General features: G+C 43.4%; 13 protein-coding genes. 4 read left to right on the top strand and 9 right to left on the bottom strand.

What is annotated here, in order from left to right:
* Window positions 1–61 precede the first annotated feature (61 nt).
* The 3 genes from A1232T_RS02540 to hppD form a co-directional block, all read right to left on the bottom strand.
* Window positions 62–403, bottom strand: a complete 342-nt coding sequence (locus tag A1232T_RS02540) for a 4a-hydroxytetrahydrobiopterin dehydratase (protein WP_077447906.1) — start codon at window positions 401–403, stop codon at window positions 62–64.
* Window positions 404–511: 108 nt separating this feature from the next.
* Complete coding sequence (gene phhA / locus A1232T_RS02545) at window positions 512–1351, bottom strand: phenylalanine 4-monooxygenase (protein ID WP_077447907.1); 840 nt, start codon at window positions 1349–1351, stop codon at window positions 512–514.
* A 206-nt stretch (window positions 1352–1557) separates the two neighbouring features.
* A complete protein-coding gene (hppD, locus tag A1232T_RS02550; RefSeq protein WP_077447908.1) occupies window positions 1558–2676 on the bottom strand; it encodes a 4-hydroxyphenylpyruvate dioxygenase in 1119 nt (372 codons plus the stop codon).
* Between the two features lie 247 nt (window positions 2677–2923).
* Between hppD and A1232T_RS02555 the strand changes: the two genes are divergently transcribed.
* From A1232T_RS02555 to A1232T_RS02565, 3 genes are all read left to right on the top strand, one after another.
* Window positions 2924–3868: a LysR family transcriptional regulator gene (locus A1232T_RS02555; RefSeq protein WP_077447909.1), complete on the top strand. Its 945-nt coding sequence runs from the start codon at window positions 2924–2926 to the stop codon at window positions 3866–3868.
* A 199-nt stretch (window positions 3869–4067) separates the two neighbouring features.
* Window positions 4068–5357 (top strand): fumarylacetoacetase, encoded by a 1290-nt coding sequence (gene fahA, locus A1232T_RS02560; RefSeq protein ID WP_077447910.1) that lies wholly within the window; start codon window positions 4068–4070, stop codon window positions 5355–5357.
* A 95-nt stretch (window positions 5358–5452) separates the two neighbouring features.
* Window positions 5453–6028 carry a VOC family protein gene (locus A1232T_RS02565; RefSeq protein WP_077447911.1) on the top strand — a complete coding sequence of 192 codons (576 nt, stop codon included), beginning with the start codon at window positions 5453–5455 and terminating at the stop codon, window positions 6026–6028.
* A gap of 112 nt (window positions 6029–6140) precedes the next feature.
* Here the strand turns inward: A1232T_RS02565 and A1232T_RS02570 are convergent, their stop codons facing one another.
* Window positions 6141–6962 carry an IclR family transcriptional regulator gene (locus tag A1232T_RS02570; protein ID WP_077447912.1) on the bottom strand — a complete coding sequence of 274 codons (822 nt, stop codon included), beginning with the start codon at window positions 6960–6962 and terminating at the stop codon, window positions 6141–6143.
* A 134-nt stretch (window positions 6963–7096) separates the two neighbouring features.
* Between A1232T_RS02570 and maiA the strand changes: the two genes are divergently transcribed.
* Window positions 7097–7771, top strand: a complete 675-nt coding sequence (gene maiA / locus A1232T_RS02575; protein WP_208606904.1) for a maleylacetoacetate isomerase — start codon at window positions 7097–7099, stop codon at window positions 7769–7771.
* A gap of 96 nt (window positions 7772–7867) precedes the next feature.
* Here maiA and A1232T_RS02580 read toward each other — a convergent pair whose 3' ends face one another.
* The 5 genes from A1232T_RS02580 to nuoK all read right to left on the bottom strand — a co-directional run bounded on the left by A1232T_RS02580 (window position 7868) and on the right by nuoK (window position 14293).
* Window positions 7868–8689 carry a ferredoxin--NADP reductase gene (locus tag A1232T_RS02580; RefSeq protein ID WP_077447914.1) on the bottom strand — a complete coding sequence of 274 codons (822 nt, stop codon included), beginning with the start codon at window positions 8687–8689 and terminating at the stop codon, window positions 7868–7870.
* Window positions 8690–8826: 137 nt separating this feature from the next.
* The gene (nuoN, locus tag A1232T_RS02585; RefSeq protein WP_077447915.1) at window positions 8827–10302 is read right to left on the bottom strand and encodes an NADH-quinone oxidoreductase subunit NuoN; all 1476 of its coding nucleotides are present in this window, start codon (window positions 10300–10302) and stop codon (window positions 8827–8829) included.
* Complete coding sequence (gene nuoM / locus A1232T_RS02590; RefSeq protein WP_077447916.1) at window positions 10302–12059, bottom strand: NADH-quinone oxidoreductase subunit M; 1758 nt, start codon at window positions 12057–12059, stop codon at window positions 10302–10304. The genes nuoN and nuoM overlap by 1 nt, the downstream gene beginning before the upstream one ends.
* Window position 12060: 1 nt before the next feature.
* The gene (nuoL, locus tag A1232T_RS02595; protein WP_077447917.1) at window positions 12061–13935 is read right to left on the bottom strand and encodes an NADH-quinone oxidoreductase subunit L; all 1875 of its coding nucleotides are present in this window, start codon (window positions 13933–13935) and stop codon (window positions 12061–12063) included.
* Between the two features lie 4 nt (window positions 13936–13939).
* Window positions 13940–14293: an NADH-quinone oxidoreductase subunit NuoK gene (gene nuoK / locus A1232T_RS02600; protein ID WP_077447973.1), complete on the bottom strand. Its 354-nt coding sequence runs from the start codon at window positions 14291–14293 to the stop codon at window positions 13940–13942.
* Window positions 14294–14361: the final 68 nt, after the last annotated feature.

Here is a 14361-nt window from a genome sequence, read left to right on the forward strand (position 1 = left end):
AAATCCATTTTATTTAAAAGCTACCAATGAATGGCTGTGTCCGCTATATACGATATATACGTTATTTAGCAAACAGCTCATCGGTCTTTGCCGCCATAACAAAGTCATTGCGATGCAAGCCTTTGATGCTGTGTGACCACCAGCTGACCGTTGCCTTGCCCCACTCTACTAAAATACCTGGGTGATGGCCTTCCGCCTCGCTGATTTCAGCTAATTGGTTAGCAAAATTCATTGCTGCCATAAAGTTTTTGAACTTATAAACTCTATGTAGCTGTTTAATGCCATCGACATCCACCAGTGACCACTCAGGGATTTGGGTCATTAGCTCATTGGCTTCGTCTTGAGTGACAGTTGGTGCCCCAATGCGACAGGCTTCACAGCTTGATTGAGATAGGGTTGTCATAATAATTTCCTTTTATTTATTTTCAATTGAGTGTTCAGTTATTTTAAGTTTTTTGAGTTTAAGTTGTTTGAATCTTGAAGCAGCGCTATGGATTTGGTTCACTTCAAGCTAATAAGTGGGATCAAATAAGCCAAGCGACATCGCTTTTTTTACTTCGCTCATCACATCACTGTTTGCAATATCAAACAGAGTGTCCAAATCATCAATCACATAATAAATGGGCTGAATATGGTCAATGCGATAAGGCGTGCGCAGGACGTCTATCAAATCAAACTCTCGATACTCAGGCTCACCACTTAAGGCGTAAACTGTCTCAGAAGGAGAGCTTAAGATGCCGCCACCGTAAATACGGCGCTCATCCAGCTTGCGGCCCACCAAGCCAAACTCAATGGTAAACCAATACATACGGGCTAAAAACACCCGCTCTTCTTTGCTTGCCTCAAGACCGAGCTTGCCATAAGTTTCATTAAATGCTGCAAATGCAGGGTGTGTCAGCAATGGACAATGCCCGACAATCTCATGAAAGATGTCAGGCTCTTGAATATAGTCCATATCCTCAGGGCGGCGAATGAAGGTCGCCACAGGGAATTGTTTATTCGCCAAAAGCTTGAAGAATTTACCGAAGCTGATTAAAGCAGGTACCGCAGCCGTTTGCCAGCCTGTGGTGCTTTGTAGTACCGCGTCAATATCACTCAATTGAGGAATATTGTTTTGCGGTAAGTTTAGTTTCTCAAGTCCTTCTAAATACTCTGGACAAGCTCTATTGGGAATCTGCTTTTCTTGACGAGATAATAAAGCGTGCCACATCTCGTTTTCTGGCTGACTGTATTGGATAAAGCCATTAGAATCCGGTGTATGAGAGACGTAAGGCTCTTTGGTCGGCGCAGAGGGCGACGAATTCTGATCTTGGATCAGGGAAGATTGGGTCGGTGAAGCAGTGCGTTCCATGCCAGCTCTCCTTCTATTAACTGTAAGCTATAAGATTACTGCAAGCTATAAATCGTTAGTTTATCGGCCTAAAAGTTTGGCCTATATCGGTTAGATTGCATCCTTTCATCTAACGCTGATTGTGTTGTTTAAAGCGGATTATTTTATTTGAACTTTTTGCTTAGCCCTATCGTAGAGCTAAGCAAAACGTCTACCCTCTATTAAAATTAAGCACCAGCAACATCAGTGTCATCATTGGTACCATCAGTTTCAATCGCACCACGGCGTACCTGATCACGTTCAATAGATTCAAATAAGGCCTTAAAGTTACCTTCGCCAAACCCATCTTCATAATCTCCTTTACGCTGGATAAACTCGAAGAATACTGGGCTACCTAAAATGGTTTCTGAGAAGATTTGTAGTAGTAATCTTGGCTTACCCCCCTCTGTGGTACCGTCTAATAAGATGCCACGGGTTTGCAGCTCTTTCACATCTTCACCATGACCTGGTAGACGCTCACTGAGCATCTCATAATAGGTGTCATTTGGCGCAGTCATCAGTGGAATACCCGCTTTTTTAAGCATATCGATACTCTCTAACAGGTTGTCACTTAATAGCGCAATATGCTGAATACCCTCACCATTAAACTGCATCAAGTACTCTTCAATCTGACCACCGCCTTGACGGGCTTCTTCGTTAAGAGGAATACGAATCTTGCCGTCTGGTGCAGTCATCGCCTTACTGGTTAGACCGGTATATTCACCTTTAATATCAAAATAACGGATCTCACGGAAGTTAAATATACGCTCATAGAAGTTGGCCCAGTACGCCATACGACCACGGTAAACGTTGTGCGTTAGGTGATCAATGACCTTAAAGCCATACCCTTTTGGATGTCTATCCACACCAGGCAAGAACTCAAAGTCGATGTCATAAATTGAGCTGCCTTCATCGAAGCGGTCAATTAAATAGATTAAAGAGCCGCCGATACCTTTAATTGCTGGTAATTTAAGCTCCATAACACCAGTTGGCACTTCAACAGGTTGAGCGCCCATTTCAATAGCACGTTTATACGCTTTGCGAGAGTCTACTACGCGAAAGCCCATGCTACACGCCCCAGGACCATGCTCTTCAACGAAGTAGCTGGCGTGGCTTTTTGGCTCTCGGTTTAAGATAAGATTAATGTCACCTTGGCGATATAAGGCAACATCTTTTGAGCGGTGATTGGCGACGTGGGTAAAGCCGAGTTTTTCAAATAATTCCTCGACAAGTTTTGGCTCGGGCGATGCAAATTCTACAAAGTCAAAACCACATAAGCCCATTGGGTTGTCAAATAAATCTGCCATGTCAAATCGTCCTTAATATTGTGTGAGCACGCCCCGTCTTAGGTTAGTCTTCGCTGAAATACCTAGACCTTCTGGTGCTGCTCTATCCTTAGAGTTCATTTAAAGAGGTGTCAAAAATTGTGTTGTCATCTAGCAGGTAAATAGCCAGACAATACATTTATCAACAATAGTTGACCTGATATTTATATTAGAATAGGTTTATTTATAAGACTAATCGTATTTTATGATTTATTTATAAGGTTTTCCTATGAATGTAACTCTACGTCAATTAAATGCGTTTATTAACGTGGCTGAAACGGGCAGTTTTACTCGAGCCAGTGACAAAATGCATTTGACCCAATCTGCCGTTAGCGGACTGATCAAAGAGCTTGAAAATAATTTAGAAGTGTTGCTATTTGATCGCACTACCAGACAACTATCGCTCTCTGTGGTGGGTTATCATTTACTGCCTCAAGCTCGGCGCGTGCTCAATGAAATGACCTTATTTGAGAATGAAGCCTCAAGCCTGACCAGTTTGGCTCAAGGCAAAGTTAGGTTGGCTGTCTCCCAGTTTGCCGCCTCTTCCATGCCTGCAGTCATTGCTCAATTTGCCAAGCAATACCCAGACATCAATGTCACTTTGCTGGACTGTTCGGCTGAGCATGTGCTTCAGCATATCGAGAATATTGAGGTGGATTTAGGGGTGGGTGTTGAGCTGGCCGAGGTCGATGAGGATGATAATTTAACCGCTGATTTATTATATGAACTGCCCTTTTGTGTTGTCGTTCCTGAAGAGCATCGTTTGGCCAGCTTCACTGAAGTGACTTGGAGCGACTTGGCGGGTGAGCCACTAATTACGCTAAATGGCCCCTTCATTGATCATGTCACTTTAGAGCTTAGTGAAGATATTGCTCACCAAATCAAAAACGCGCCTTACAAAGTCAACTTTATGTCGACGGCACTAGAGATGACGCGCCAAGGCTTTGGGGTAACCTTGTGCTTGCCCTATATGCCAGAGGTCATTGACTGGGTGAGCGCCAATAAGTTGGTTCTAAAACCGCTTTCTGAACCTGTCAAACTGCGTAAGTTTTATATTTATCAACGCTCATCACGTGCCCTATCGCCTGCCAGCATGACCTTCAAAGACTTCTTGCAGCGTTATTTTGATGATTACTTTACTGAGTTATCTCAGTTACACATGTTGCCTTCTTAGTGACTCTATTAGCAACACCGTTAAAAAATTTTAACTTGCAAAGCATCAGTGAATAAATTACATTATTTATAAACAATTACCTATATCGTAATATACCGTTTGTTTATTTTATTATTGAATAATTAATTACTGAGTTAAATTACTAAGCCAAACCATAACCCACTAACGATATTCAGACTTTCAGAAAAAGGATTTTTCTATGTCATCAATTGATAAAAACCTAACCTCATTTGTTGAAGTGGCTAACGACAGCGACTTTTCTATTCACAACCTACCTTACGGTATCTTTAGCGAAACCACAGGTGGCAAACGCCGTGCGGGTATCGCTATTGGTGATCAAGTTTTAGATTTGTCTGTCCTTGAAGATGCTGGATTATTAAAGCTCTCTGGCGGCCCGTACTTTGATAAACCCACTCTAAATAGCTTTATCGAATCTGGTAGAGACAACTGGACCACTGCCCGTAACACAGTGCAAAAGCTACTGTCTGCCGACAATGACACCTTACGTGATAACGACGGATTACGCCGTAAAGCCTTGTTTAATCAATCAGACGTTACCCTTCACCTGCCGCTACACGTGCCTGGCTACACCGACTTTTATTCTTCAAAAGAGCACGCCACTAACGTTGGCACCATGTTCCGTGACCCAAATAATGCACTACTACCAAACTGGACAGAACTTCCAGTAGGCTATAACGGCCGTGCCAGCACCGTCATTGTCAGTGGTCATGATGTGGTTCGCCCCTCAGGTCAGCTAAAGCCTAATCCAGATGAGCGCCCTATCTTCTCTGCCTGTAAGCGTTTAGATTTTGAATTAGAAACCGCGTTTGTGGTAGGTAAGCCCAACCATATTGGTCAGCCTATCTCTATCGATGATGCTTGGGAACATATCTTTGGTATGGTGCTGTTGAATGACTGGTCTGCCCGTGATATCCAGAAGTGGGAATACGTGCCACTAGGTCCATTTAATGCCAAAACATTTGCCTCTTCTATCTCACCTTGGATTGTGACTTTAGATGCTCTAGAGCCTTTTAAAACCTCGGTGCCAGTACAAGATCCACAGCCTCTGGCCTACCTGTGTGAAGACAAAACCGACAATACTTACGACATCAACTTATCCGTTGAACTAATGACGGAGAAATCTGATCAAGCGACCGTCGTTTGTGAAACCAACTTCAAATACATGTATTGGTCTATGGCGCAGCAGCTTACCCATCACACCATTACCGGCTGTGCCGTACAAGTGGGCGATCTGATGGGGTCAGGCACTATCTCAGGACCAACGCCAGAGTCTTATGGCTCTATGCTAGAGATTGCTTGGAACGCAACCAAACCTGTGACCTTAAAAGACGGTGAAACCCGTACCTTTATTGAAGATGGTGACACAGTCATTATGAAAGGCTATAGCGAAAAAGACGGTATTCGAGTCGGCTTTGGTGAAGTGCGCGGCAAAGTACTGCCTGCATTGAACTTTAATTTCACCAACTAATACGCTGAACAACTGGCCTTAAAACATTATCGGCTTAATAAAATTAGCTGGTAAATAGTGACTACATAAAGGCATTAAATCAAAAGGATTTTGATATGAGCTTTGCAATTGAAAAGATTCACCACGTGGCCTATCGCTGTAAGGATGCCAAAGAAACGGTTGAGTGGTACCAAAAGAATTTAAATATGGGTTTCGTACTGGCTTTTGCAGAGGACTATGTACCCTCTACCAAAGCCTACGACCCTTATATGCATATTTTTTTGGATGCCGGTAACGGTAACGTATTGGCCTTCTTTGAGTTGCCCAATCAGCCAGAGATGGGCTCTGACCCAAACACGCCAGACTGGGTTCAGCACTTGGCGCTTAAGGTTAAAGATGAGCAGGCCTTGCTGTCAGCTAAAGCCCAGTTAGAGGCCAATGGTATTGATGTGGTAGGCGTTACCAACCATGGTATATTCCATTCAATCTACTTCTTTGACCCCAATGGCCATCGTTTAGAATTGACCTATGATGATCCAACTTCTGAACAAAAAATCTCGCTGATTACCGAAGAGATGAAGGTCGAGATGTTAGAGGAATGGACACGCACCAAACGGGCACCCACCCACACTCAATTCTTACACAGTGATGAGCTGGCTGAAGTCAAAGAGGTTGCTCCTGTTGGGGAGTAACAAAGCAAACAGCCTAAAGTATTGAAGAGCAGTTAGAGAAAAAACCACAGTCAGTCAACCTGCCTGTGGTTTATCCAGACAACACATTTAAGTGGATAGCTAAGTAGGTAACTTAACTGGGTAAATGCTTACGCATAATATGTTGAATAGCTTCTACCATACGCTGATCTTGAGTCTCTGGTAACTGTTCTGTGGTACCAATGACCGTCAGTGCATACTCTGCATATTGAGTTTGACCAGCCCCATTTTCAGGTGCGCTATTAGATAAAGTACTAATCGGTAAGCTGATGGCACTGATTCCCATCAGCATATCACCAGTGACCGTGGCATAACCTTTACTTCGGATATCATTAAGTAGCTGCTCATAGTGTTGCCACTTGAGATCTAAATCGGCATTGGTATCAGCGTCTAGCCACTCAGCATTTAACAGCGCTTTGATAGTGCTTTTATCTTGCAGACTGGCAAATAAGCGGCCTGTCGCCGAAGTGGTCAGTGGCATACGCGAGCCAATTCGAGTAATGATGCTCACCGGTGAATCCGATTCAACCGACTGGATTACCACGGGTCCATCTTTGAACCATTTGGCAATCTGCACACTGCATTGCATCGCGTCTTTAATCTCAGTTGCCGCACGTGTTAGGTGCTCAAGTAGGTTGTTTTGATTAAGCCCACTATAGCTTAAAGAGTTGACTCGATTGCCAAGTGCATATCGCCCGTCTTCTATTTGTCTGGCATAGTCCTTACGAATCAGGCTCACCAGATAACGGTGAACTTTAGCAGGGTGCATATCAATGGCTTGTGCAATCTCTTTGAGCATCATCGGCTCATTATGATCGATAAGTACATCCAGTACCGTTAGCCCAACTTCAAGCGATTGTACACCGCCTTGTACTTTATTCGAGGGAGACTCTTTAGAAGCTTGAGAAGATGACATGGCTGATTTACCCACTAGACCAAATGTATTAATGTTTAATAATGAAAATGACGGAATAAAATAGGCGTAATAATAACGACTGGCTGATTATCACGATTATAACCCCATTTAACATCTTAATAAGGAAAGTGATGATGAAGCTATATGGATATTTTCGCAGTGGCACCTCCCATCGCACTCGTATTGCCATGAATTTAAAGCAATTGGACTATGAGTCAATCTCAGTCAATCTGGCTCAAGATGAACAATTAGAATCTGCTTTTAAATCTATCAACCCGCAAGGTCTTGTGCCTGTTTTACAAGCCTCTGCATTAGAAGCCTCTAAATCAGAAACCCAAGATTTGGTTATGTTTCAAAGTCCAGCCATTTTAGAATGGTTGGAAGAAGCCTATCCCCAACATCCATTATTGCCGCAAGAGTTGACAGGCCGCGTCAAAGTCAGAGCACTGAGCGCCATGATAGGCTGTGATATTCATCCGATTAATAACCGCCGAATCCTGCAGTATTTAAGAAATGAGCTTAACGTCGATGAATCACAAGTTATGGCCTGGTGTCAGCGCTGGATCTCTGACGGGTTTACCGCTTTAGAGTCTCTTTTGGCTCAAGATAAAGAGCGTGGTAACTTTTGCTATGGGAATCAGCCAACACTAGCCGATTGCTACTTAATACCCCAAGTATATTCAGCACGCCGATTTAAAGTAGATTTAACGCCCTACCCTAATATCGTTGCTATCGACAAGCACTGTCATACTCTGCCTGCTTTTATTGAAGCAGCACCAGAAAATCAGGCTGATGCTCCTTCCTCATAATCTTGATGTTTTATCACAAAATTTGTCATAAGATTTATCATAAAAAAATGCCCATTAATTTAATGGGCATTGTTATAACCAATAAGCAACGACATCTTACCAGTAGTTTTCAACTGCGATATTACCTTCACCGCGGCGGTTCATGACCAGACCCATATCTTTTAAGGTCTCTTTGGTATCTTCAACCATATCTGGGTTACCACATAACATCACATGTGAATGTTCCGTAGTCAGTTTCTCACCCGCTACTTCTTCTAGCTTACCACTGGTTAATAGTTCTGGCAGACGCTTATCTAAAGCCCCTTCTACATTTTCACGGGTAACGATAGGAATAAAAGTAAGCTTCGCAGGTGAAGTTACTAAGCCACCGAAGTCCTCTTCGAATGTTTTAATAAGCTCAACATACGCCAACTCCGCTTCGTTACGAGCACTGTAAGCCAGTACGATGTGCTCATAATCTTCCCATGTCTTCATATCTTGAAGCATCGATAAGAAAGGCGCTAGTCCTGTACCTGTCGCTAATAACCATAAGTCTTTTGGCAGTGGCGCCTGATAGCGGGCTAAAGTTAGGAAGCCAAAAGGAATGGTGTTTAACAACAGCTCATCACCGACTTGTAAGTGCTGTAGCTGTGAGGTAAAGGCGCCATCAGGGATAACAATTGAGAAAAACTCTAGCGTCTCATCATAAGGGGAAGATACGACTGAGTAAGCACGATAAATATCTTCATCAGGAACATCTGGAGTCTTGTTATCAACATGATGTTTTAACTGGCTAGGATTGACACCCAAGCGTACCCACTGGCCTGCTGTAAATTTGAAGCTTTCAGGGCGAGTTACTGTGAAGCTAAATAAACTGGGGGTCCAAGTTGTAATACTCAGCACCTCTACTTTTTGAATATTATCTGATTTATCAGTCATAGTTTCTACTTTTTTATAAGTTAATTATTAGTGTTTATGAAGACAAAAAAATGCTTGTAGAGCATTTCACCCTACAAGCATAACATATCACGCTATTTAACTCATCCAAATGAGGCCAGACTCAATAGACTCTAGGCTTACCAGATAACCGATTGAGTAGCCCAACTGATGAATTCATTAGGCAGAACCCCGACGTATAACACTATTAAAGTCACTAGGATTACCATAAAGCCACCCGCTTGAATACCCCAGTCACTTAACGCGTCAAACTCAATTGTCTTAGTAGGACGCTTAAATAAAGTTAACATCACACGTAGGTAATAGAATAGACCAATGGCACTACCCACAACGATCATCGCTGCTAAGAACCACTCTCTACCATCTACTGCTGCTACGATAGCGAAGAACTTAGTGATAAAGCCTGCCGTCAATGGAATACCTGCCATAGACAGTAACATCACTGTCATTACCCCAGTCAATACTGGACGACGCCAGAATAGACCTTGGTAATGATAAAGCTCAGCGGCCTCACCTGCGTCTCTATAAGTACTAGACATTAGGGTAATTACCCCAAACAGACCCAGTGAAGTTAAAGCATACATCGCCATGTACATATTAGTGATGGAGTACGCCCCGGGACCAATACTTACCGCTACTACCAACACATAACCCATATGCGCAATAGAGGAGTAACCCAATAGGCGCTTTAAGTTGGTTTGACGTAATGCCAGTAAGTTACCAAATAAGATAGATAAAGTAGCAATCACAACCAACAACGTATTTACCGCTGGTAAGGCCAACACCGCAGCATCCAACATAAATCTAATGGCCAATGCCATCATAGCCACTTTGGTCACGGAAGCTAAGTAAGTCGCAACCGGCGCTGGTGCCCCTTGGTACACGTCTGGTGTCCAGATATGAAAAGGAGCTGCTGATAATTTAAACGCGATACCAAAGGTCATCATTGCAGCGCCCAAGATCATCAGCGGTGACTCAAATACGTTACCTAACGCATGAGCAATGCCTTTGAATTCTAGAGTACCTGTTGAAGCATAAATAAATGCCATACCCATTAGCAAAGTCGCTGAAGCGGTGGCAGACAATACCAAGTACTTCAAGCCAGATTCTAGCGAGCGATCACGCATGAAGGCATAAGCCAACATACCGTATAAAGGCACGGATAATAACTCAAGACTCATAAAGAATGAGGCTAAGTTGTGTGCCGATACCATTAGCAGTGCGCCAACCGTCGACAATAGCAATAATAGGTACAACTCTTCTTTATGATCTTTAAAGGTCTTGAAGTACGGATACGCCAAAGTACAGCAAGCCAATGAAGCTAAGAAAATAAATACCATATTGAACTGAGCAAAGGGATCAATGATAAACATACCACTGACGATCACTTGCTCAGGAACGGCAAACCAGCCCATTATCTGACCGATCAAGGCGATCAAACCTAAGTTTAATCCCACAACTGATAGCGTACCCGTTAAGAAGTGAGAACGCTTAATAGCAATAGCGATCATCACAACCAATAAGGTAATCGCGACAATAATTACTGGAGCAAAAGGTAATAATACAGGCCAAGCATTTGCTAGAAGATTATTCATTAACGTACCTCCGCTGCGGCAACTGCTGACTGTATTGACTCTACAGCTTCAAAATTAACAACTTCATGATAAGTATAAGCATTATTAATCCACTGCATAGCATGACTTGACGTGTCTAGGACAGTTTGTGGATATAAGCCCAACCAGACCAGTCCAACTGCCAAGATAAAAAGTAACGCCAGTTCACGTTTATTTAAATCATGTAGATTAATAGGCTTATCGTGCGACTCTTCGCCTTCGTAGCTGTGGTTAATCATATGCGTCGTGTTATTTTCATTGACTGCCAAAGTAGCATTCGCAGGCTGTACCTTAGCTTTCTCTAACTCAGCAGGTTGAGCGCTATTTGTGGCTACTGATGCCGCTGCATACTTAGGCACAGTCTCTTCCCCAAATAAAGCGCGGTAAATAATAATCAATGAATATAATCCTGCCCATACCAAGCTGAAAGTAGCAATAACTACGAACCCTGGATATTTTTCGAAAGAGCCTAATAAGATTAAGATTTCACCAATAAAGTTACCGGTACCTGGGATACCCAATAACGCTGCACAGAAGAACATTAAGAAAGGTGCGTAGTAGCGGAACTGGCCCCACATGCCTCCCATCAATGGCAATTCACGTGTGTGCATACGCTCATATAACTGACCGGCCATGATGAACAGAGCTGCTGACGATAAACCGTGAGCCAACATCTGAACCATAAGACCTTGCAGACTGATTAAGGTACCTGCATAGATAGCCAGTACCACAAAGCCCATGTGCGAAATACTGGTATAGGCTAATAAACGCTTAATATCGGTTTGGACGAAGGCCAACCAAGCACCATAGAAGATACCAATGGCGCCTAGAGTGATGGCAATCGGTGCAAACTCTTGTGAAGCTGTTGGGAATAACGGTAAAACAAAACGAATCAGACCATAAGCAGCCGTCTTAATTAAGATACCTGCCAAGTCAACCGAACCCGCTGTTGGTGCTTGAGCGTGGGCATCAGGTAACCAGCCATGAAATGGCATGATAGGTAACTTAACCGCAAAACCAATGAAGAAGCACAGCATGATTGGGTATTCCCAACCGCCAAGTTGTGTGCCTAATAGGTCATTGTAGTTAAAGCTAAAGATACCTGAAGTGCGGTAATTCATGATGACCAGTAATAAAATGCCAATCAACATAATCAAACCAGAGGCCTGAGTATAGATAAAGAACTTAGTGGCCGCGTATTCTTTGGTCTTACCATTGATGGCGTTATGACCCCAGATGGCAATTAGGAAGTAGATGGGAACTAACATCATCTCCCAGAAGAAGAAGAATAAGAATAAGTCGATGGCTAAGAAAACCCCGATTACCCCGCCCAAGCTCCATAGAAGGTTCAGATGGAAGAAGCCAACACGGCGCTGAATTTCGCCCCATGAACAGCCTACCGCCATAATACCTAAGAAAGCAGTTAGCGAGACCATCAATAGCGACATACCATCAAGAGCCAAGTGGAAGCTAATACCAAAGGACTCAATCCAAGGCACACTAAACTCAGCAAACCAAGGCAGTTGAGCCGTTGGGGCCAGCACTTGCTCACTCATACCAGCAAAAGCACCTTCACGCCATAAAACTAACGTTAGGCCAAAGGTGATGATCATACCGATCAAGGCGATCCAGCGTGGCAGACGATTATTAATTTTCTCTACTAACCAGCATAGCGTACCCGCGATGAACGGGGTCGCAATCAATGCTGGCAACATCCAAGCTAATTGAAATTCTGTCATCTTAAATCACCGTCGTCATGACTAGTATCAATAACACTGCCATCCCCAATCCAAAGCTTGCGGCATATCCTCGAAGCGAACCTGTCTGAGTCATGGCCATCACTTTGTTACCCGCTGAAGCAATTGCAGGTAGGATGTTCCATGTCTTATCAACCGGATCCGCTTTAAGTAATTTACCAATTAATAAAAATGGTTTTACGAACACTAAATCATATAAAGCATCAAAGCCTAAACCGTTGTAGCACCAGTAATAAATAGCACCACCTAGGCTCGACGCTTTGAACTTAGCCAATAATTTACCGCTGTTAGCCACATACAGTAAGAAAGCTAAGATTAAGCCTGACGCCATAGCACCCATGGCAATAAATTCTGCCGTGTGTTTGGCATGAGCCTCACCATTTAACTCTAATAGATGACCCACACTCTCAGGCAACACACCTTGTAGCGGCGGCGTAATTAATGCGCCCACTGCGGTAGATAATACCAGTAGTACGACTAGAGGTAACTGATAAGAGATCCCTGATAGCTTATGTGCCTCGGTTTTTTCTTCACCGAAGAAAGTGAACCAAATCATACGGAAGGTATAAAGTGACGTTAGTAACGCACCGAACACCCCCATGTAGAATAGGACTTGATGACCGGTTGCATAGCTCTCCCAAAGGATTGCTTCTTTTGAGTAGAAACCTACTGTTACCCAAGGAATAGCGGCTAGCGCGCCACCACCGATGATGAAACACCAAAATACCAAAGGAATCTTCTTACGCAGACCACCCATCTTAAAGATATTTTGTTCATGATGCACAGCCGTAATCACCGCACCGGCTGATAAGAACAATAAAGCTTTAAAGAAAGCGTGAGTCATTAAGTGGAAGATAGCCCCTTGCCAAGCGCCAACGCCTAAAGCTAAGAACATATAACCAATTTGGCTCATGGTCGAATACGCTAGGATACGCTTGATGTCTGTTTGTGCTAGTGCACAGAAACCAGCCACTACTAAGGTAATCGCACCCACAGCACCAACCCAGTACAATAAAATACCTGGTGTTAATATAAATAGTGGGTGTAAACGGGCAATTAGATAAACCCCAGCCGTTACCATGGTCGCAGCGTGAATTAACGCAGAAACAGGCGTTGGACCTGCCATCGCATCAGCAAGCCAAGTGTGCAGTGGAATCTGTGCTGATTTACCCATGGCACCACCTACCAACATCATCGTTGCTAATATCAACGTAGAGTTATTGGCTTCGAACAGTTGCGGTGCTTGAGTAATAATATCTTGGATATTTAGCGTGCCGAATTCACGGAACAATAAGAATAAACCAAAGGCTAAGAATACGTCACCGATACGAGTTACGGTAAAGGCTTTAATAGCTGCACGGCCATTGGCTCGGTCTTGATAATAAAATCCAATTAGTAAGTAAGAACAAATACCTACCCCTTCCCAACCTAAATAAAGAAGCAGTAAGTTATCCGCCAATACCAACAAGATCATGCTGGCAACGAACAAATTCATATAACTAAAGAAGCGAGCAAAGCCAACATCACCTTTCATGTACCATGAGGCAAATAGGTGAATTAAGAAGCCCACACCCGTGATAACGCCTAGCATGGTTAAGGCTAAACCATCAAAGCTTAGACCAAAGGCTGGCGCAAAGTCGCCCACCTGTAACCAGGTCCATAAAGGAATGTTTATCACCGTGCTAGGATCATTGTTTTGCAAATAGCTTACTGAGGCTACTAAGGCACATAAGGCAGATAACCCCATGCTACCAACGCCCAGCCATTTGGCAACATTCTCGGATAAATGATCGCGCATTGTCGCCAATATTAAGAAACTAAGGGCTGGAAAAATAAAGGTTAACGCTAATAAACTCATCTCATTAACCTCTCATCTCATTGGCCGAATCAATGTCTAGGTGACCACGGCGATGGTAGAACTGTAATAGAATTGCTAAGCCTAATGACGCTTCAGCAGCTGCTAGGGTTAAGATAAAGATAAACATCACCTGACCGTCAGCACTTAACCAATGGCTACCCGCCACAATAAAGGCTAAACCGGCAGCACTCATCATAATCTCTAAGCTCATTAGCATGAATAAGAAGTTGCGACGAACCATAACGCCACATAAGCCAATGGCAAAAATGATGCCTGCTAATATTAGGCCATGCTCCATTGGGATAGGACCTAAAATAGAGTTTTCTACTACCGTGTTATTCGGTGTACCCTGCACCATTTCGACAGGCTTTACTTGCAGCGACTGAACTGAAGTTGCTGAAGTAGCATCTGGATTTGCATTACTCA

Origin of the sequence: Psychrobacter pasteurii (genome assembly GCF_900162815.1) — a bacterium.
Taxonomy (GTDB): Bacteria; Pseudomonadota; Gammaproteobacteria; order Pseudomonadales; family Moraxellaceae; genus Psychrobacter; species Psychrobacter pasteurii.

Excerpts from the sequence above, each read along its gene's own strand:
- A1232T_RS02540 (WP_077447906.1), bottom strand. The coding sequence starts at position 403 with ATGACAACCCTATCTCAATCAAGCTGTGAAGCCTGTCGCATTGGGGCA.
- phhA (WP_077447907.1), bottom strand. The coding sequence starts at position 1,351 with ATGGAACGCACTGCTTCACCGACCCAATCTTCCCTGATCCAAGATCAG.
- hppD (WP_077447908.1), bottom strand. The coding sequence starts at position 2,676 with ATGGCAGATTTATTTGACAACCCAATGGGCTTATGTGGTTTTGACTTT.
- A1232T_RS02555 (WP_077447909.1), top strand. The coding sequence starts at position 2,924 with ATGAATGTAACTCTACGTCAATTAAATGCGTTTATTAACGTGGCTGAA.
- fahA (WP_077447910.1), top strand. The coding sequence starts at position 4,068 with ATGTCATCAATTGATAAAAACCTAACCTCATTTGTTGAAGTGGCTAAC.
- A1232T_RS02565 (WP_077447911.1), top strand. The coding sequence starts at position 5,453 with ATGAGCTTTGCAATTGAAAAGATTCACCACGTGGCCTATCGCTGTAAG.
- A1232T_RS02570 (WP_077447912.1), bottom strand. The coding sequence starts at position 6,962 with ATGTCATCTTCTCAAGCTTCTAAAGAGTCTCCCTCGAATAAAGTACAA.
- maiA (WP_208606904.1), top strand. The coding sequence starts at position 7,097 with ATGAAGCTATATGGATATTTTCGCAGTGGCACCTCCCATCGCACTCGT.
- A1232T_RS02580 (WP_077447914.1), bottom strand. The coding sequence starts at position 8,689 with ATGACTGATAAATCAGATAATATTCAAAAAGTAGAGGTGCTGAGTATT.
- nuoN (WP_077447915.1), bottom strand. The coding sequence starts at position 10,302 with ATGAATAATCTTCTAGCAAATGCTTGGCCTGTATTATTACCTTTTGCT.
- nuoM (WP_077447916.1), bottom strand. The coding sequence starts at position 12,059 with ATGACAGAATTTCAATTAGCTTGGATGTTGCCAGCATTGATTGCGACC.
- nuoL (WP_077447917.1), bottom strand. The coding sequence starts at position 13,935 with ATGAGTTTATTAGCGTTAACCTTTATTTTTCCAGCCCTTAGTTTCTTA.
- nuoK (WP_077447973.1), bottom strand. The coding sequence starts at position 14,293 with ATGGTGCAGGGTACACCGAATAACACGGTAGTAGAAAACTCTATTTTA.